The following is an 18,841-nucleotide window of genomic DNA, read 5'->3' as shown; positions in this document are numbered from 1 at the left end:
CTATCCGCAGAACTCCCGGATCCGTTCTGCCAGACTGGTATTCCGGTTGTGTTCATTGGTATTCCGGATCATCTCCTGGAAGGTCTGGTCATTTCCGACAATTGTCACACATTTTCTGGCTCTTGTGATTGCCGTGTAAAGAAGATTCCTGTGAAACAGCTGTCTCGGTCCGCTCAGAAGAGGGATGACAACCGCCGGATATTCGCTTCCCTGCGACTTGTGAATGGTGATCGCATAGGCAAGCTCCAGTTCTTCCAGCAATTCAAACGGATACTTTACTTTTCTCTTTTCATCGTATTCAACTTCCAGTGTTTCAGTATATGTATTGATCTCGGTGACAATTCCCATATCGCCATTAAAAATCCCCATCCCTTTATCCACCGTCAGTCCATACTTGGTTGTGATCTCCCATTCAAGCTGATAGTTATTCTTGATCTGCATCACCTTGTCGCCCACGCGGAATTTGTGATCGCCATATTCTTTTTCCGCTTTTCCCGGCTCCGGTGGATTCAAATACTCCTGCAAAATACTGTTCAGCCTTTCCACTCCCAGCAGTCCTTTCCGCATCGGTGTGAGTACCTGGATATCATATGGTTTTGCATTGACATATTTGGGAAGCTTCTTCTGGATCAGTGTCAGCAGAACACTGATGATCACATTCGGATCCTGTCTTTTCAAGAAGAAGAAATCCCGGCTTTTATTATCCAAAAGAACCGGTTCTCCCCGGTTGATCTTATGTGCATTTACCACAATATCACTCTCCTGTGCCTGTCGGAAAATCCGGGTCAGCATGACAACCGGAAAACATTCCGATGCGATGAGATCCTTCAAAATACTTCCCGGGCCTACTGATGGAAGCTGGTTACAGTCCCCTACCAGGATCAGCCTTGTCCCCGGTACAATTGCGGTAAGAAGTGCATTCATCAGAGGCAGGTCTACCATAGACATCTCATCGATGATGATCACGTCGGTTTCCAGTGGATTATCTGCATTTCTTGCAAATCCGTTCCGGTTCGGGTTCTCATCCTCCTCCGGATTACCGTTCACCTCCAGAAGCCGGTGGATCGTCTGCGCTTCCCATCCGGTTGCCTCTGTCATTCTTTTTGCGGCACGCCCGGTTGGTGCTGCCAGCATAATTTCCATATTCTCACTGTGAAAATATTCGATCATAGCATTGATCGTCGTCGTTTTTCCGGTTCCAGGACCTCCTGTGAGAATCATAATTCCATTCCGCACAGCCGCCATGACCGCATTTTCCTGCTTCTCGTCAAGCTGCATTTCGGCTTCTTTTTCAATCTGATGGATCTTTTTTTCGATCACTACATTGGCTTCTTCATATTCAAGATTCAGATCATGCAGCATTTTCGCGGTATTGAGTTCCAGATAATAGAAGTGGGACACGTATACCCGCAGACCTTCTTCAGATTCTTTGAGTACGATTTTCTTTTCCATCGACAGATCCATCAGGTATTTCTCAATATCCTTAATCTCCACTTCCAGAAGTGCAGATGCCCGACGAAGCAACACGTCCTTTGTCAGATAGACATGCCCTTCGGCAACACTCTGCTGTAAGGTATAAAAAATACCACTCCGGATACGGAAATCCGAGTCTGAATGAATGCCGATCTTCGTTGCGATTTCATCAGCGATCTTAAATCCGATCCCCTGAATCTGATCTGCAAGCTGGTATGGATTTCCTTCCAGTACCTGATAGGTCTTCGGACCGTAAAACTGATAAATCTTTGCTGCAAGTGTCGTCGAAATCCCAAATTTCTGAAGATAGATCATTGCCTTCCGCATATCTTTTTTCTCTTCTACCTGTACAGCGATCTCTCTTGCCATACGTTCGCTGATCCCACGCACCTCCGCAAGTCTTTCTGGTTCTTCTTCGATGATCCGGAAGGTGTCTTCCCTGAATTTTTTCACAATCCTGCCGGCAAGAGATGCACCAACCCCTTTGATCGCCCCTGATCCCAGATAGCGTTCAATCGAAAGCAGATCTTCCGGTGCTTTGATCTCATAATTCAGCACTCGGAGCTGTGTTCCATATACACTGTGAACCACATATTCTCCGTTCACCTCAACCAGCTCTCCCTCTGATAAATAGTTAAAGTTTCCGACACAGGTCAGATCGCCATCATCATTATTCAAATTAAATACGGTATATCCATTGTCTTCATTGCGAAATACAATGTGTTCTACGTAACCTTTTACTGTTTCCATACTTTTTTCCTTTTTAAAAAGGCTGTCTCTCTACAGAAACAGCCTTCTCATGTGCTTATCACTAGAAATCTTTTTTTCCGTTCATAAACTCCACATACTGACCGGTACCGATTGCAACAACCTTCATCGGGTCTTCCGCTGTCATCGTATTGATGCCTGTCCTTTCTTCGATCAGTTCTTCCAGCCCGCGAAGCAGCGCACCTCCACCTGTCAGTACAATTCCACGATCCAGAATATCCGCGGAAAGTTCCGGCGGTGTTCTCTCCAGAACCCCAATGACCGCTTCGACGATCTGACTTGTAGTCTCATGCAGTGCTTCTTCGGTCTCAGAAGCCGTTACCGTAACCGTCTTTGGCAATCCTGTTACCAGATTTCGTCCCCTTACTTCCATTGATTCATCTTCTACAAGAGGATATGTCGTTCCGATCTTGATCTTGATGTCTTCTGCTGTCCTGTCTCCGATCAGCAGATTGTGCTTTTTCCGGACATAACGGACGATTGCTTCATCAAAATCATCACCTGCAACTTTTAATGATGTATTCACAACAGTTCCTCCAAGGGAAATCACCGCAATGTCGGATGTACCACCACCGATATCCACGATCATGTTGCCGCATGGTTTTGAAATATCTATTCCGGCTCCGATTGCCGCCGCAACCGGTTCCTCAATCAAATGTACTTCCCGCGCACCGGCTGCAAAAGCAGCCTCTTCTACTGCCTTTTTTTCAACCTCTGTAACACCGCTTGGCACACAGATACTGATATTCGGCTTCTTAAATGTACGCTTTCCCAGTGCTTTCTGAACAAAATATTTGATCATTTTTTCTGTGACAATGTAATCGGAAATAACGCCCTGTCTGAGAGGTCTTACCGCAACAATGTTCCCCGGTGTCCTTCCAAGCATCAGCCTTGCTTCTTCACCGATTGCTTTTATCATATTGGTATCTCTGTCAAAGGCAACGACTGAAGGTTCTTTCAGTACAACTCCCTTTCCTTTCACATAAACGAGGATACTTGCTGTTCCTAAATCAATTCCTAAATCTATTGACATCACGATTCCCCTTTCACATACTCACCTTATTATAATCAAATCTTTAATAAATAGGAAGTCTTTTTTTTCAAGTTCAGGATTTTTTAAGATTTCTGTATCATTTTCTGTCCAGCATCATTTTGATGTATTTTCCTGTATATGAATTCGGGTTTTCTGCCACTTCTTCCGGTGTACCGCACGCAACAACTGTGCCCCCCTTGTCACCGCCTTCCGGTCCGATATCGATAATATAATCTGCTGTCTTGATCACATCCAGATTATGTTCGATCACGATAACCGTATTGCCATCTGCCGCGAGTCTGCGCAGGATTTCCGTCAACTTGTGCACATCTGCAAAATGAAGTCCGGTTGTCGGTTCATCCAGAATGTACACTGTCTTCCCAGTGCTTCTCCGGCTCAGTTCAGTTGCAAGCTTGATCCGCTGTGCTTCACCGCCGGAAAGGGTTGTAGACGGCTGGCCAAGACGAATATAAGAAAGTCCTACATCGTAAAGTGTCTCCATTTTTCTACGGATACTCGGTACATTTTCAAAGAAATGAAGCGCCTCTTCTACCGTCATATTCAGAACATCATAAATGCTTTTTCCTTTATATTTTACCTCCAGTGTCTCACGGTTGTAGCGCTTTCCGCCGCATACCTCACACGGCACATATACATCCGGAAGGAAATGCATCTCAATCTTGATGATTCCATCTCCGCTACACGCTTCACAGCGTCCGCCCTTGACGTTAAAGCTGAATCTTCCTTTTTTATAGCCTTTCGCCTTCGCATCCGCGGTTGCCGCAAACAGATCCCGAATCAGGTCGAATACTCCGGTATATGTCGCCGGATTGGATCTTGGCGTCCTTCCGATTGGAGACTGGTCAATGTCGATCACTTTGTCCAGCATTTCCAGTCCTTCAATCCGCTTATACTTTCCAGGAATCACACGGGCACGGTTTAGCTTTTTCGCCATACTCTTGTAAAGGATTTCATTCACCAATGAACTCTTACCGGAACCTGATACGCCGGTTACACAGGTCATCACGCCAAGTGGGAACTTCACGTCAATATTTTTCAGGTTATTCTCTGCTGCACCTACAACTTTGATCCAGCCGGTCGGAACTGCGCGGGTTTCCGGAACCGGGATCTTGATCTTTCCGCTTAAATATGCACCTGTGATCGACCGTTCTACTTTCATGATCTCCTGTGCCGTTCCCTGGGCAACCAGTTCTCCACCGTGTTCTCCGGCTCCCGGTCCGATATCGATTACCTGGTCTGCCGCAAACATGGTATCTTCATCATGCTCAACCACGATCAGTGTATTTCCAAGATCACGGAGATGCTTGAGTGTTGCGAGAAGTTTGTCATTATCTCTCTGGTGCAGACCGATACTTGGCTCATCCAGAATATAAGCCACACCCACAAGACCGGAACCGATCTGCGTCGCAAGCCGGATTCTCTGTGCTTCTCCACCGGAAAGAGTTCCTGTTGCACGGGCAAGTGTCAGATATTCCAGACCCACATCCAAAAGAAACTGCAGGCGCGCTTTGATCTCTTTTAATATCTGTCCGCCGATCATCTGCTGCGTCTTTGACAGTTCCAGACTGCTGATAAACCGCTGAAGCCGTTCAATCGACATTGCTGTTACTTCTGAAATATTTTTATCTCCGACCGTTACCGCAAGTGCGCCCTTTTTCAGTCGCTGTCCGCCACATTCTCGGCAAGGTGTGATCTGCATAAAACTCTCATATTCTGCTTTCATAGTCTCCGATCCCGTTTCACGGTATCTTCGCTCCACATTCCGGATCAGTCCGTCAAATGCAACGTCATAGATTCCTTCCCCGCGTTGTCCTTTATAATAGACCTTGACTTCTTTTCCATTAGTCCCACGAAGTAAAACATCCTGGATTTCTTTCGGATACTGTTCAAACGGCGTATCCAGGTCAAAATGATATTCCTTGCAGAGTGCTTCCAGAATCGCATGAGTAAAACTGCTCTTATCGGTACAAGACTGCCATCCTGTCACCACGATTGCTCCTTCATTGATGCTGAGTGATTTGTCCGGAATCATCAGGTCTTCATCAAACTCCATTTTATATCCGAGTCCGAAACATACCGGGCAGGCACCAAATGGATTGTTAAATGAAAAGCTTCTCGGCTCGATCTCATCAATACTGATTCCGCAGTCTGGGCAGGCAAAATTCTGGCTGAAATTCAGCGGTTCCCCTCCGATCACATCCACAACCAGAAGCCCCTCCGCAAGACTTAATACACTTTCTATGGAATCTGCAAGTCTTTTTTCAATCCCCGGTCTGACAACCAGACGGTCTACAACAATCTCAATATTATGTTTTATATTCTTGTCCAATGAGATTTCTTCGGAAAGCTCATACATATTTCCGTCAATCCTTACACGGACATAACCGCTTTTCTTTGCTCTGTCCAGAAGCTTGACATGGGTTCCTTTTCTCCCCCGCACAACCGGTGCCATCAGCTGGATCTTTGTTCCTTCCGGAAGTGCCATGATCTGATCGGTCATCTCATCTGCCGTCTGCTTCTTGATCTCTCTTCCACACTTCGGACAATGCGGAATCCCGATTCTTGCATACAGCAGTCGAAAATAATCGTAAATCTCCGTCACGGTTCCGACTGTGGATCTCGGATTGCGGTTCGTAGACTTCTGGTCGATGGAAATCGCCGGTGAAAGCCCTTCAATACTTTCTACATTCGGCTTCTCCATCTGCCCAAGGAACTGTCTTGCGTAAGAAGACAGAGATTCCATATATCGTCTTTGTCCCTCTGCATAAATTGTATCAAATGCAAGGGATGATTTGCCGGAACCACTGAGACCGGTCAGTACTACCAGTTTGTTCCTCGGAATATCTACATCAAGATTCTTCAGATTGTGCTCGTTCGCACCTCTGATCTTTATCAGTTCTTTCTTTTCTTCAGCCATCTGTTCTTCCTCTTCTATCTCTTCGCTTTACTCCGTCTCATTCAAATGCTTTTTCAGCTCGATCAGCTTATCACGCAGCTCTGCTGCCGCCTCGAAATTCAGCTCTGCTGCCGCTTTCTTCATCTGCTTTTCCAGCTTCTTGATCAGCTTCTCCAGCTCTGCCGCACTCATGGATTCCGGATCTTTTTCCAGCTTCATCTCTTCTGCTGCAACCTTCTTTGAAATACTGATCAGATCACGCACCGACTTCTTGATCGTCTGTGGCGTGATTCCATGTTCTTCATTGTATTTCATCTGAATCTCACGACGGCGCATCGTCTCATCAATCGCCATCCGCATCGAATCCGTCATGTTATCCGCATACATGATAACATGCCCTTCTGCATTTCTCGCCGCACGGCCAATGGTCTGGATCAATGAAGTTTCCGAACGCAGAAAACCTTCTTTGTCCGCATCCAGAATCGCTACCAGTGTGATCTCCGGAATATCCAGACCTTCTCGAAGCAGGTTAATTCCAACCAGTACATCAAATACATCCAAACGCATATCCCGGATGATCTCTGTCCTTTCCAGAGTATCAATATCCGAATGTAAATATTTCACACGAATGCCAAGCTCCCGCATATAATCGGTCAGATCTTCCGCCATACGCTTTGTCAGCGTTGTGATCAGTACCTTATTCTTCTTCGCTGTTTCTTTATTTACCTCACTGATCAGATCATCAATCTGTCCTTCGATCGGACGCACTTCTACTTCCGGATCCAGAAGACCTGTCGGTCGGATTACCTGCTCTGCCCGCAGCAGTTCATGAGACTCCTCGTACTCTCCCGGTGTCGCCGATACAAACAGTACCTGGTCAATCTTACTTTCAAATTCCCCAAAGCTGAGCGGTCTGTTATCCTTTGCCGATGGCAGACGGAATCCATAATCTACCAGTGTTGTCTTTCTCGACTGATCGCCGTGATACATGGCTCCAATCTGTGGAATCGTCTTATGCGACTCGTCGATCATGATCAGAAAATCATCCGGAAAATAGTCAATCAATGTACATGGCGGCTCTCCTGCTTTCTGCCCGGTCAGATGCCTCGAATAGTTTTCAATTCCGGAACAAAATCCTGTCTCTCGCATCATTTCTATATCAAAATTCGTTCTCTCAGAAATACGCTGTGCTTCCAGAAGCTTATCTTCCCCTTTAAAATAACGAATCTGCTGCTCCAGTTCTTCTTCAATCTCCCCGATGGCACGCTCCATATTCTCCTTGGACACTACATAATGAGATGCCGGGAAAATTGCCACATGCCCGATCACATTCAACACTTCACCGGTCAATGTATCAATCTCTGTTATTCTGTCTATCTCATCACCGAAAAATTCAACTCTGTATGCAATTTTTTCCGAATACGCCGGGAAAATCTCAACCACATCTCCTCGCACCCGGAACGTTCCACGCTTGAAATCCATATCATTGCGGTCATACTGGATCTCAACCAACTTCTTCAGAACTTCATCCCTGTCTTTGATCATGCCCGGTCTAAGTGAAATCACCATCTCCTTGTAATCAATCGGCGAACCCAGTCCGTAAATGCAGGACACACTTGCCACAATAATGACATCATTCCGCTCAGAAAGCGCTGCTGTCGCAGAGTGGCGGAGCTTGTCGATCTCATCGTTGATGGCAGAGTCCTTGGCAATGTAAGTGTCGGATGACGGAACATAAGCTTCCGGCTGGTAGTAGTCGTAGTAGGAGACAAAATATTCCACTGCGTTATCGGGGAACATCTCCTTGAACTCTCCGTATAACTGAGCTGCAAGTGTTTTATTATGAGCGATGACAAGCGTCGGCTTCTGTAATTGCTGAATCACATTTGCCATCGTAAAAGTTTTTCCAGAACCCGTAACCCCTAGTAAAGTCTGGCATTGATTGCCTTCCTTGAACCCTTTTACAAGCTCTGCAATCGCCTGTGGCTGGTCTCCGGTTGGCTCGTATGGGGCTTTTAATTTGAACTCATTCATGGTAAATTCCTCCATTTGTGACTTTTAGTACGATCACTATCAGCCAAAAATTCGTAATCAGATTCGTAACGAAATGCCCATTTTTGTCTCGAATAGAGGTCATTTTTGTCTCGTTACGAATAAAAGTCACAAAATTCATATTTGCGGATAAAACAGCACTCGGAAATACCTGATGATACCAGGCTCCGGTTCTGTCATATTTTTACTGTTTGTTCTTGTAACAGTCCCTATTATATCAGACATTTTTTTGAAAGTATATAGATGAAGGCAAGAAAAAAGTACAAATGTTCGATTCTTATTTGTACTTTTCTCTCTCACTACTATTCTATTTTTTATCATGCTGCGTGGAAATATTCCTCCAGAATTAAGTCTATTTCAATCACTTCTGAATAATCATAATACTGATCTTTCCGCTCTTTTGGAATAACTTCTTCAATAAATGGTTCCAATATATCCAGACAGTCTTCTATGATTTCCTGCGTATCTCCATAGACATCTACTGATATGATTTCCTTGGCATGTCCCAATAAATGCGAAACACCTTTTGAATTAAAGCTATTCTTCAGCAAAATAGTTGCATAGGTATTTCTCAACTGGTGAAAATGAATATCAGGCAAATCCAAGGATTTCAACAAGTCTTTATAGTATTTCTGATGAAAGCCTTTACTCCTTGGATTCCCATATGTAGAACAACAAATATAATTCCAGTCCCGGAACTCTTTTGGTCTGCGTCTGCGGTTCTTCTCATAAGTTTTCCGTTCTTCCAGAATTGCTTCAAATACATAATCCGGTATTGGAAGTTCACGCACACCAGCAGGTGTTTTTGTTTTAATTTCCTGCTTTGTCAACATCTTAGGTGCACAGTCTTCTGCTTTACTGTTTGGCTTCTTTCCCAACTGACGCTCGACTCTCAACGTCCTGTGAATGTAATCGACATCACTGTATTTCAAACCGTTGATTTCACTTCTTCTGAGCCCCATCAATACAGCAAATAAAATCTGCATATGAATCGGTGTTTCTTTACTTGCCTCAATCAACTGTAGCACCTGCGGAAGTGTCAATGTTTTCTTTTCGTCGATTTTCAGAACACGATACTCTGTCTTTTTTATTTTCTTCGGTAAATTGATTCCCTTCGCAGGATTAGTTGCCAATACATTTTTGTTAAATGCATACTCCAATGATGTTTTCATGATCGTCCTGACATTTTTCGCAACTGATTCGTACTTTTCTGCAACTGTATTATATAATTTTCTGATATACCCCTGATTCAGTGTAGACATATACATTTTTCCAAGCTGTGGAACGATATAATTCCTAATGGCACTTTTGTAAGTTGTATATGTGTCGTCTGTTATTCGGGGACGCATAATATCTTCCAGCCAGAAGATCATAAACTCCTCTACCCGGATTTTCCCATACACAATATAGGTTCCGGTATGTAGCTGTCCAATGACTTCATCACGAAATGCATTGGCTTCTCTTTTGGTCGTGAATCCCGCATGTTGCTGCGTTTTTGTACTTTCGTCTGCAAACGTCAGCAACACACGAAATCCATATCCCTTTTTGATTGTTGTCACCGAATAGACCTTATATTCTACATATTTCTTAAAGTCAAAGGTCTTATGCATGGCTATCCCTCCGTTCCGGTTTGTTGTGGTACAAATGTATTATTTACAAACGCAATAATCTTATCTTGCTCGTCCATAATCTCACAATAATATTCGTAAGTCGTATGAACGGAACTATGACCTAACAGACCAGATATTTTAAACAATGGAACTCCAAGCTCAATTAAAATGGTCGCAAACATATGTCTGAGTCCATGTACGGTGATATTTGGCAATCCATTTCTGTTACAGATTTTCGTAAGTGCCTGATTCATTGCCGTTAATGATCGGGGTTCGCCATTTTCCTGACAACATACATAATCAAAATTCTTGTATTCTATGCCCGGATCAGTTTTTCGCAATTCAATCAACTGCTGTCTGCGTTTTACTTCCCGCATCACTACTTTCGGAACTCTTAATATCCGATAACTATTCTCAGTCTTTGGATTCCGTTCAATAACAGCATATTCCGTAACCGTAAATTCTTTTTCTTTCAGTTTCAGGTTTCCAACAAGCTGTCTGCTAATTCTGACGGTCTGTTTTTCAAAATCAAAATCCTGAAATTTCAATCCAAGAATTTCTCCTTTTCGTAATCCACAAAACAGTCCCAGTAAAATTTCCAGATACCAAGGATTCTTGCTCGCAGCTTCAAGAAAAAACTTCAATTTTTCTTTGCCTAATACCCTTACCTTTGGTTTTGCTCTCGGATATGGCTTTGTCTCAGGCATTGGATTATAGCTTATGAACTTATCTCCTGCTGCATCTTTCATGGCGATGCTCAAAAGCTCCCGCCCTTTATTTCCCGCTGAAGGACAGATTTTCGCGACACGTTCCAGTAGAGCATCTAAATACTCTACTGAAATGTATTTTAATTTGATATCCGCTTCCATACTCGGAAGAATCAGATTATATAAGGTATATGCTCCAACCATTCTCGTGGTTGTCTCAATTCTCGGACTGAAAATATTTTCAAACCAGTATTCCAGATAATCGCCAAGCATCACATCTGTCTTTTGCATTTTTGCAATCTGGAGATTTCTCTGCTTCTTCTGGTATCTCTTTTCATATTCCCAGTAACTTTTCTCTGCTTCTTCCGGCGTTTCAAATCCACCTTTTTTCCCATATTTTGTCGTCAGATCGTCCTGCAGCTCTTTGGTTCTGTGATACCATGATTTTCCTTCAAAAAAGACAACTCTCTTTTCCTTTGACATTGTCTCCTGCTGCGTTTCTTTCTGTTTCATTCTGCTCTCACTCTTTCTCTCTCCTCGTCTCCATTCAGCCACTTATCAAAAGAATTGCATGGGATACGATAAGATCTGCCAATCTTCAACACCCGGAATGGTTTTCTGTCATAATAAACATTTTCTATAAATTCATATGCCTTGGAGCGTCCCAGCCCAAGCAAATTTTGAACATCTTCTACTTTATATACTTTCTTTTCCATTTCATTCTCTATCATTGCCATGACGTTATCCTCCTCGTCCTAATCTTTGCGCTTTACTACCGGTAGTTTTTAACTGTGTAACATCTAAAAACGGTACACCACTAAGATATCCATTTTCGTCTACATCGTCCAATGTGCGAATTTTCAAATCGCACACTTGACTTTTACGTGTTACTTGTTCTTTCTTCCTATATAATAGTCGTACCCATTCCGGACATTGCAGAACATACATAATTCCTTATATCGCTGCTCCGGATTCACCCGCCGGATATAACGTCCCGGCACCTCATAAAAATTGCCTGCACATACTCTGCACAGGCTCACGACTAACGGTTTTTCAATTATCTTCGGTATCCCGGTACTTCTTCGGATTGCTTTATTGATTTTCTCCATTTCAGTACGATCTAAGGTACACACATAATTTTCCAACCGTCTTTTATCTAAAGTTCTAAGCTGCTCCAACAGCACTACAGAATCCTTTTCCAAACCTTCCATTTCCGGGACTGCAATGTGTGTCGGCAGTTTCATTTTTTCTTTACTTGTAATTGCTGCCACGATCACTGTCGGACTGTATTGATTTCCTATATTATTCTGAATCACCAGCACCGGACGATAACCGCCCTGCTCACTTCCAAATACAGGATCAAGGTCGGCGTGATAAATATCCCCACGCCTGACGTTTCTATCTTCCATCTTTGCTTTATCTCCTCTCGTCTTTCTAACTGTTGTTATCCCTAAATATGTAAAATACAAGCCTATTTGTCCCCGACGCCCCGACTTGTAATTGGGAAATCATCAGACGGCTGACTGCTAATCAGCTCCACAGGATTTTATCTAAAATAAATATATGGGATTAGGAGTTTTCCTCTCCAGGAATCTCCTGAAGCTGCCCTCACTTGTTGCGGCATCAAAGAAATATTTTGTATACACGACTTTATGACCGGACAGGAGTATCATTATGCCTGTTGTCTGTCATCGCCTTGCCAGAAGCAATCTGACAGTTATAACCAGATATTTTTCGCTCAACAGTCCGGGTAATACAAACTGAAACCAAAAGGAAGTATACGGGTGGGATTTCGCTGTCTTTACCCAGCCTGTGTTATGGCGTATCTGTTAATGTGGCTTACGCTCATCACGATAACAACAGGAATGTGTCTGATGAATGTATATGAATTTGTCAAGGTTCGTCCCGCTCCCCAGTCTTTTCGTGACAAAAGAAGAAACAGGCGGATCAGAATATTTCTCTTTCCACCTGTTTCCTCACTTAAACGCTATTTTTCAACCCACTATCTCAAAATCTTTTTCAAATTTCTGATTGCTGCTTTTACAGACTTTGCTACCATCTGAAAAGAGCAGCCTTCTTCCTGTGCAATCTGCTCATAATTCTTATCTTCAAAATAATACTTCATCAATCGTCTTCTCTGAATTTCCGACAACTGCTGGATTGCACTATGTAACCGTTCTGCTTCCAGTTTATTCAGAACAGTATCCTCTACACCTTCCTCTTTCTGAAATACTCGTTCATATAAACTGGAATCCCAGATTTCTGACTGTTCCAGATGCCTGTCCACAACATTCATATGCGACACGTCCTGCAATTCAAACGTATTAAAAGCCTCATATACATTCTTTCCTATTTCCAAATCCTTGTACTCTTTTTCACCATTGCGGAATGAAACATAATATTTTCCGTCCTTCTCATAGATTTCATATGGGTTATATTTATCTTTTCTTCTTTTTGGCTGTCTGCCTTCCATGTCCTTTCCTCCAATCTGAATTTTTTTAAATTCAGATCAGTAGGCGGGGCACGACATCGACATATTGTCCGAGTATTTTCTAAAAATTGGAAACAAAAAACGCCAGATTTCCGCGATGGAAAACTGGCGCGCCAAGAACAGCCACTATTATACTGGATTACATGGAACGATCGTGCCGATGCAATGCTATACTTGCCTGGAGGAGGAGCAACCCTTTTTTTAACTGATGTAGTAGATCATGCGACGTTTGAAAACGCAAACGAGACACGGCAAAATAACCTCCAATCGGCTACCGTGTCCCTGCAAGTCGTCATTGGTTTGTGTAAACGCAAAGAAACGGCGGCTCTGGAAATCAAAGCCGCCGCTTCATAGGCGCGTGAAAATGTGTCTGCTCTGCGACGGCTTTTTTTCTTTTGCCGTCGCGCGGCAGATAACCTATTCGTTCTATTCTGAACTTCTTTTATGCTACCTGATGTCTGCAATAGGAATGAATCGCCAAGAATGTAAACACAAATAATTCAATTCCTGCCGAAATCAAAATAACATGCGGTGTCCAGAAACTCATTCCACCGATATTCAGGTAATTGAAATCTGCAAGCTGAGAAAGGAAATTGTTCTGCATACCAATTCCGGCAGATGGAAGTATGGTAGAGAGCCATGTTGCTCCCATCGCCACATAAGCAAAAAGCGGCATGAGAAGAACTACAATAGAGATCAGCAAAACTGTCAATGTGTCTTTACATTTTGCAGACAGGAACAACGTACAGCTAACCGTTGCTAATACAGAAAGTAAGCCCGCTGCTGCGAGAATTATCTGCAACTGCCCCAGATTGATGTTTGGCAGATTAATGATAGAGTATCGCATCTGAAACGATGTTTTTAAGCAATCCGTCCCGAACGCTGCATCTAAAATCAGAATGTGTACCGTGATCCCAACAAGGAAAGTAACAACGAAAAGTGTAAATGCCGCCAGAATTTTGGTAATTGCTAATTGTTTATGCCCATATTTGGTGGTTCGCAGGATGCTATCACCGCCCGTTTGATATTCTCCGGCGAAAGTAGGTGCTGCGATTGCCACACACAAAATAGCAAGGAACAAAATATAAAACTCAATATAATCAAATGCATCTTTAGAAATTCCAGAATGAAGATAAAATGGCGTATCAAGTTCTGAATATTTTTCAAGAGCTTTCTGCTGTGCGGTTTCGTTTTCTCTTTGCTCATTCCGCATGACATCCTGTAAATGTTCTGCGCACTTTTCGTAATAGGCTCCGTCAATGTCATTCGGGTCAATATCCATTAAATCAGCACCAATGCCTGTTGATGGATCAGCAAACGCTTCGGACAGACCCATCAGCAAGTGACGGAACGGGACGATTTTTTCAACATATACCGTCAGAGGAAAGCCATCTTCCTCGACCGGCCCATATTCTCGAACGCAGCTTTGATAAGTTTCCAAAGCCGATTTGATCCTATCCGGGGTCACTTCACCAGCGGATGTTTTATATAAATCTTGTTTGTACTTGATAGCTGCCAAGCCATCTAATTCTGTAACCGTGCCATCTTCGTTTGGACGGTTAATACCCTCAAATGAAATAGGCAGGTATGCCATGGCTACGGAAAGCAAAAGTGCGATTGCAAGTAAAATCATGGTACGCCGTGACTTCAAAATACGTTTTAGTTCAAGTCTAAAGAGCCGCATATTATCTGTCCTCCTTTTCCAAGTCTGTCTGCGGGAACAACCACAGATACAGATCTTCCAATCGTGGCTCCGTTGTAACAGACCCATCAATTTCCGAATGTTCGGACAGATAACGAATAGAAACCTGATTGTGATCTTCGCCTCGCTGATTGATAATGCGCAGCCGCATTTCACATTCCGGCAGCTTTGAGGTCGGAATTATGCAATTCCAAACCTTGCCCTCAATCCGCTTGACAAGTTCTGCGGTAGTTCCGACATCAACAATTTCTCCGGCTTTCATAATTGCGTTGCGCGTAGAAATATATTCTATGTCAGATACGATATGGGTGGAAATCAACACGATTCGATCATGCGAAAATTCGGAAATGAAATTCCGCAGACGCACGCGCTCTCCGGGATCAAGTCCTGCTGTCGGTTCGTCCATGACAAGTATCTCCGGGTCGTTCAACATAGCCTGCGCAATACCAACACGACGCTTCATGCCGCCTGACAGATTGGAGATTTTTTTCTTTTTCACATCGGAGAGCGAAAGAATGTCCAACAAATAATTGATCTTTTTGGTAGTTGCCCTTGTAGGAATATCTTTCAGCGCAGCCATATACTCCAAATAATCTTTGACCGTAAAATCCCGGTGATACCCAAAATCCTGCGGTAGAAAGCCAAACTTGCTTCGGTAGACTTCACCTAACTCTCGAATGTCTTTTCCGTCATAGTAAACCGCTCCGTTGGTTGGTGTCATAATATCAGCAATCATGCGCATGAGCGTGGTTTTCCCTGCACCATTCGCCCCCAAAAGTCCCCAAACGCCGGGAGTCAACGTCAGATTGACATCATTTACTGCTGTTTTGTCTTTGAACTGCTTGCTTAAATGCTCTATTTTCAGTTCCATGCTTACACTCCTTTCTTTTGCTTCAGCTGAACAATAAAAAGCCCTTGTTCGATATCATTGTACCGAACAAAGGCTTTTCAATCTCAAAAATCACACGCTTAAATTCCTAAGTAATTCCTAAGATCACATTCTTATTTTCCTAAGCGGAAAGGGGTAATGTAATCACAAAGTCTATGGTTTCATTTTGACTGGATGCAGTAATCTTTCCACCATGTAAATGTATAATTTCTTCCGCAATAGAAAGGCCAAGCCCCGCACCACCTGTATTAGAAAGCCGAGCATCATCCAAGCGATTGAATTTTTCAAATATACTGTTAAGCTGTTCCTGTGGAATTGTTTTTCCACGATTTTCAAAAGTGATCTGTATATCATGCTCTAACCGTTTGGCGGATATAGTAATCTCTGTCTGCGGGTAGCTATATGACGCTGCATTTCGTAAAAGGTTACTGAAAACTCTCGCCAGCTTTTCGGGATCAGCGTTCACAGATAAGTTGTCCTCCGCAGTAAATACCGCCGTGTTGCCATTTGCAGAGAGTGTCGGGTATATTTCATCTATTACCTGCGCAATCAAACAATGTAAATCTATATTTTCTTTTTTGATAATGACCGTATGTGCATTGTACTTGGTAATTTCAAAAAGTTCATTGATGAGCTTTTCAAGGCGTTCTGCCTTATTCAACGCAACTTTTACATACTTTTCCTTTTGCTGTTCAGGCATGTCAGGGGCTTCATGGAGCAGGCTCAAATAGCCGATTACCGTTGTGAGAGGGGTGCGTATATCATGTGCCAGATACATAATAATTTCATTTTTCTTTTCTTCTGCCTGCTTTGCAGCCCGTTTGCTCAACAGAACAGACATTTTGATTTGATTGAGTTGTGCCTCCAATTCTTTCAGTGGGTCAGACAATGATACGGTATGATTGTTCTGCTCATAGACCGTTTGGGTCGCATCAATTACTTCATCCAGATAGCCCCACGGCTTTTTCCAATAGTAATTGAAAATACATACAAAGCCGATCATCAGATACAAAATAAAAAGCAGATCGAGCCGCCAGTAGAGCCATGAAAAAATACCGTTGTCAAATTTTGAAAAGATGTAGTCCAAGATAAGGGTCAAACCATATCCAACAACGGTATAAACCAGCAATGATAGGTATAAGCGCACTTTAAGGCGCTTTTCTGTTGTCATTTCTTTCTTCGACATGAGAATACACCTCCTACCGATTAGCAAACAGAAGACAGCCAAGTAGGCCAATCACGACAACACTTACTATGCCTGCCAGAATGGAAAACAGTCTGTTTGCTTTTATTCTATTTCCGATTAACCGGGCTGCCATCGAATATACAGCAAGCCCCAAAAGACCACCTGCCGTATTTGTGAGTACATCAGTAATATCAGAACGTCCGACTGCTAAGATATACTGCATAGTTTCCAATAAAAAACTTGTTCCAGCAATCAGCATGAACTTCACATATAATTTTGTTCTTGGCAGAAGCATTTGAAGATAAATGCCCATAGGAACAAAAATCAAGAAATTTTCGAGTACCTCTGTTAAGTGAAATGCTGCTCCAATTTCCTTGTCATAGTGAAAAGGAATAAGGTTTATACTCCTTACTTTATCCAGATCACTGATTGAAAACTGTAGTTTGAACAGTATGATCCAAACCAGAAGTGCCAGATAAATTAAGAATAAAATAGTTGCCAAACAATTTGATTTTCTCTTCATAGCGTTCTCCTTTCGCTTAAATTTTGTAGCCGACACCCCAAATCGTTTTAATATACTGCGGAGTATCGGAAGTATCGTTCAGTTTCTCGCGCAGATGCCGGATATGCACAGTAATTGTGCTGCTGTTTTTAGAGTAGTATTCATCTTTCCAAACCGCATGAAACAGTTCCTCAATGCTTACAACATTTCCAGCACTTGACAAAAGGACGTGGAGAATAGAAAATTCTGTCGGGGTTAGAGAAACAGGTTCCCCATCCAACAAACATTCGTGGGTTTGAACATTCAAGCACAATTTGTTATAGGAAAGTTCCGATGGAACTTTCTCTGTGATGATACCGGGCGAATATTTCTTGTAACGTCTTAACTGCGCTTTCACTCTGGCAACTACTTCAAGTGGGCGAAAAGGTTTTGTCACATAATCGTCCGCGCCCAATGTCAGCCCCGTTATTTTATCCGTTTCCTCAATTTTAGCCGTTAGCATTATGATTGGATAAGTATATTTCTTTCGGATAAGCTGGCAAAGTGAAAAGCCGTTCATATCCGGGAGCATAATATCCAGAATGGCAAGATCAATGTCGCCGCTTTCAATACACGACATGGCATCCGTTGCGCAGTAAAATTTATAAACGACGTAATTTTCGTTTTTCAAGTAGACCTCCAACAGATCCGCTATATCTTGCTCGTCATCTATAATCAATATCTTTTCAGACATATTTTCAACTCCTTTGCTCATATATCCAATTAAGTATAGCAAATACAACATCTAAATTCACAATGGATTGCCTGAGAAATTATTAAGGTTTTCCTAATTTCTGAATTTAGACAACAAAAAAATCACTGAAACTTATTTCATATTTGATGTTTTTATGCACTATACATCCTCTAACATAATACATTATAGTTCTCTACTTATTGCAATACAATGTTAACAAGATTATTTCTCAATATAAATCGGTATAATTAGTCCTTATATCCGGCATGATAAGGTTATTCCTTTGTATAAACCGGAACGATACAATATTATTGAGGTGAACGATTATGCCGATTGATGATTTAACTGCTTTAGGGCAGAAAATGCGGAAAGCCCGAAAGAATAAAGAGCTGACACAGCAGGAACTTTCTGATCTGAGCCATGTTTCTGTAAAGCAAATCGCCAATATTGAAAAGGGAAAAATGAATCCTTCCTATTTGATTTTGAGAGCATTGGCAAAGGTCCTGCACATCTCTTTAGATACGCTTATAAATCCAGATATTTCTCTGGAGGATGAAGGTACCAATCAGATGAAAATACTTTATTCCAGTTGTCCGCCAGAAATGCGTGACACCCTGTTACATCACACTCAAGAAACTGCGAAAGAGCTGACAGAGTTGTCCGAGAAATTTAAAACGAATTGAACCAGTAAGTGAAGTTTAACGATTCTCTCACTGGTTCTTTTCGTTTTTAAAAAGGCGATTTTCTTTTATAAATATCTCCGCTATCATTCCAAACA

Annotated in this window: 15 protein-coding genes; 1 reads left to right on the top strand and 14 read right to left on the bottom strand. The window is 42.6% G+C overall.

Annotated features, from left to right (window positions below; translation table 11 throughout):
- The 14 genes from recD2 to vanR form a co-directional block, all read right to left on the bottom strand.
- On the bottom strand, nt 1–2,223 hold the full coding sequence (gene recD2 / locus PGR14_RS05990; RefSeq protein ID WP_008374564.1) for an SF1B family DNA helicase RecD2: 2,223 nt from the start codon (nt 2,221–2,223) through the stop codon (nt 1–3).
- A gap of 61 nt (nt 2,224–2,284) precedes the next feature.
- Entirely contained in the window at nt 2,285–3,274 is a 990-nt protein-coding gene (locus PGR14_RS05985; protein ID WP_055157310.1) for a rod shape-determining protein, read from the bottom strand.
- Between the two features lie 97 nt (nt 3,275–3,371).
- Complete coding sequence (uvrA, locus tag PGR14_RS05980) at nt 3,372–6,212, bottom strand: excinuclease ABC subunit UvrA (protein WP_008374560.1); 2,841 nt, start codon at nt 6,210–6,212, stop codon at nt 3,372–3,374.
- Between the two features lie 27 nt (nt 6,213–6,239).
- The gene (gene uvrB, locus PGR14_RS05975; RefSeq protein ID WP_270223147.1) at nt 6,240–8,225 is read right to left on the bottom strand and encodes an excinuclease ABC subunit UvrB; all 1,986 of its coding nucleotides are present in this window, start codon (nt 8,223–8,225) and stop codon (nt 6,240–6,242) included.
- 335 nt (nt 8,226–8,560) lie between these two features.
- On the bottom strand, nt 8,561–9,853 hold the full coding sequence (locus PGR14_RS05970) for a site-specific integrase (protein WP_270223146.1): 1,293 nt from the start codon (nt 9,851–9,853) through the stop codon (nt 8,561–8,563).
- 2 nt (nt 9,854–9,855) lie between these two features.
- Nucleotides 9,856–11,073, bottom strand: a complete 1,218-nt coding sequence (locus PGR14_RS05965; RefSeq protein ID WP_270223145.1) for a site-specific integrase — start codon at nt 11,071–11,073, stop codon at nt 9,856–9,858.
- On the bottom strand, nt 11,070–11,297 hold the full coding sequence (locus PGR14_RS05960; RefSeq protein ID WP_005337954.1) for a helix-turn-helix domain-containing protein: 228 nt from the start codon (nt 11,295–11,297) through the stop codon (nt 11,070–11,072). The genes PGR14_RS05965 and PGR14_RS05960 overlap by 4 nt, the downstream gene beginning before the upstream one ends.
- 150 nt (nt 11,298–11,447) lie before the next feature.
- A complete protein-coding gene (locus PGR14_RS05955) occupies nt 11,448–11,969 on the bottom strand; it encodes a type II toxin-antitoxin system PemK/MazF family toxin (protein ID WP_009243963.1) in 522 nt (173 codons plus the stop codon).
- A gap of 593 nt (nt 11,970–12,562) precedes the next feature.
- Nucleotides 12,563–13,033, bottom strand: coding sequence for an RNA polymerase sigma factor (locus PGR14_RS05950; RefSeq protein WP_064786979.1), 471 nt, complete (start codon nt 13,031–13,033; stop codon nt 12,563–12,565).
- A 460-nt stretch (nt 13,034–13,493) separates the two neighbouring features.
- Nucleotides 13,494–14,735, bottom strand: coding sequence for an ABC transporter permease subunit (locus tag PGR14_RS05945; RefSeq protein WP_270223144.1), 1,242 nt, complete (start codon nt 14,733–14,735; stop codon nt 13,494–13,496).
- Between the two features lies 1 nt (nt 14,736).
- Complete coding sequence (locus PGR14_RS05940) at nt 14,737–15,624, bottom strand: ABC transporter ATP-binding protein (protein WP_119241012.1); 888 nt, start codon at nt 15,622–15,624, stop codon at nt 14,737–14,739.
- A gap of 139 nt (nt 15,625–15,763) precedes the next feature.
- Nucleotides 15,764–16,828, bottom strand: a complete 1,065-nt coding sequence (locus tag PGR14_RS05935; protein WP_270223143.1) for a sensor histidine kinase — start codon at nt 16,826–16,828, stop codon at nt 15,764–15,766.
- A gap of 13 nt (nt 16,829–16,841) precedes the next feature.
- Nucleotides 16,842–17,351, bottom strand: coding sequence for a VanZ family protein (locus PGR14_RS05930; RefSeq protein ID WP_055290350.1), 510 nt, complete (start codon nt 17,349–17,351; stop codon nt 16,842–16,844).
- 16 nt (nt 17,352–17,367) lie between these two features.
- On the bottom strand, nt 17,368–18,063 hold the full coding sequence (vanR, locus tag PGR14_RS05925; RefSeq protein WP_070101381.1) for a VanR-ABDEGLN family response regulator transcription factor: 696 nt from the start codon (nt 18,061–18,063) through the stop codon (nt 17,368–17,370).
- 326 nt (nt 18,064–18,389) lie between these two features.
- Between vanR and PGR14_RS05920 the strand changes: the two genes are divergently transcribed.
- Entirely contained in the window at nt 18,390–18,746 is a 357-nt protein-coding gene (locus PGR14_RS05920; protein WP_270223142.1) for a helix-turn-helix domain-containing protein, read from the top strand.
- Nucleotides 18,747–18,841: the final 95 nt, after the last annotated feature.

It is taken from the genome of Coprococcus sp. AF99-45 (assembly GCF_027663865.1).
Taxonomy (GTDB): domain Bacteria; phylum Bacillota; class Clostridia; order Lachnospirales; family Lachnospiraceae; genus Allocoprococcus; species Allocoprococcus comes.
The sequence above is the reverse complement of the archived record's forward strand: the minus strand, read 5'-3'. Positions and strand labels throughout refer to the sequence as shown.

Coding starts and splice junctions, on each gene's coding strand:
- PGR14_RS05960 (WP_005337954.1), bottom strand. CDS start 11,297: ATGGCAATGATAGAGAATGAAATGGAAAAGAAAGTATATAAAGTAGAA.
- PGR14_RS05940 (WP_119241012.1), bottom strand. CDS start 15,624: ATGGAACTGAAAATAGAGCATTTAAGCAAGCAGTTCAAAGACAAAACA.
- vanR (WP_070101381.1), bottom strand. CDS start 18,063: ATGTCTGAAAAGATATTGATTATAGATGACGAGCAAGATATAGCGGAT.
- PGR14_RS05970 (WP_270223146.1), bottom strand. CDS start 9,853: ATGCATAAGACCTTTGACTTTAAGAAATATGTAGAATATAAGGTCTAT.
- PGR14_RS05945 (WP_270223144.1), bottom strand. CDS start 14,735: ATGCGGCTCTTTAGACTTGAACTAAAACGTATTTTGAAGTCACGGCGT.
- uvrA (WP_008374560.1), bottom strand. CDS start 6,212: ATGGCTGAAGAAAAGAAAGAACTGATAAAGATCAGAGGTGCGAACGAG.
- PGR14_RS05965 (WP_270223145.1), bottom strand. CDS start 11,073: ATGAAACAGAAAGAAACGCAGCAGGAGACAATGTCAAAGGAAAAGAGA.
- uvrB (WP_270223147.1), bottom strand. CDS start 8,225: ATGAATGAGTTCAAATTAAAAGCCCCATACGAGCCAACCGGAGACCAG.
- PGR14_RS05950 (WP_064786979.1), bottom strand. CDS start 13,033: ATGGAAGGCAGACAGCCAAAAAGAAGAAAAGATAAATATAACCCATAT.
- PGR14_RS05935 (WP_270223143.1), bottom strand. CDS start 16,828: ATGTCGAAGAAAGAAATGACAACAGAAAAGCGCCTTAAAGTGCGCTTA.
- PGR14_RS05985 (WP_055157310.1), bottom strand. CDS start 3,274: ATGTCAATAGATTTAGGAATTGATTTAGGAACAGCAAGTATCCTCGTT.
- PGR14_RS05930 (WP_055290350.1), bottom strand. CDS start 17,351: ATGAAGAGAAAATCAAATTGTTTGGCAACTATTTTATTCTTAATTTAT.
- recD2 (WP_008374564.1), bottom strand. CDS start 2,223: ATGGAAACAGTAAAAGGTTACGTAGAACACATTGTATTTCGCAATGAA.
- PGR14_RS05955 (WP_009243963.1), bottom strand. CDS start 11,969: ATGGAAGATAGAAACGTCAGGCGTGGGGATATTTATCACGCCGACCTT.
- PGR14_RS05920 (WP_270223142.1), top strand. CDS start 18,390: ATGCCGATTGATGATTTAACTGCTTTAGGGCAGAAAATGCGGAAAGCC.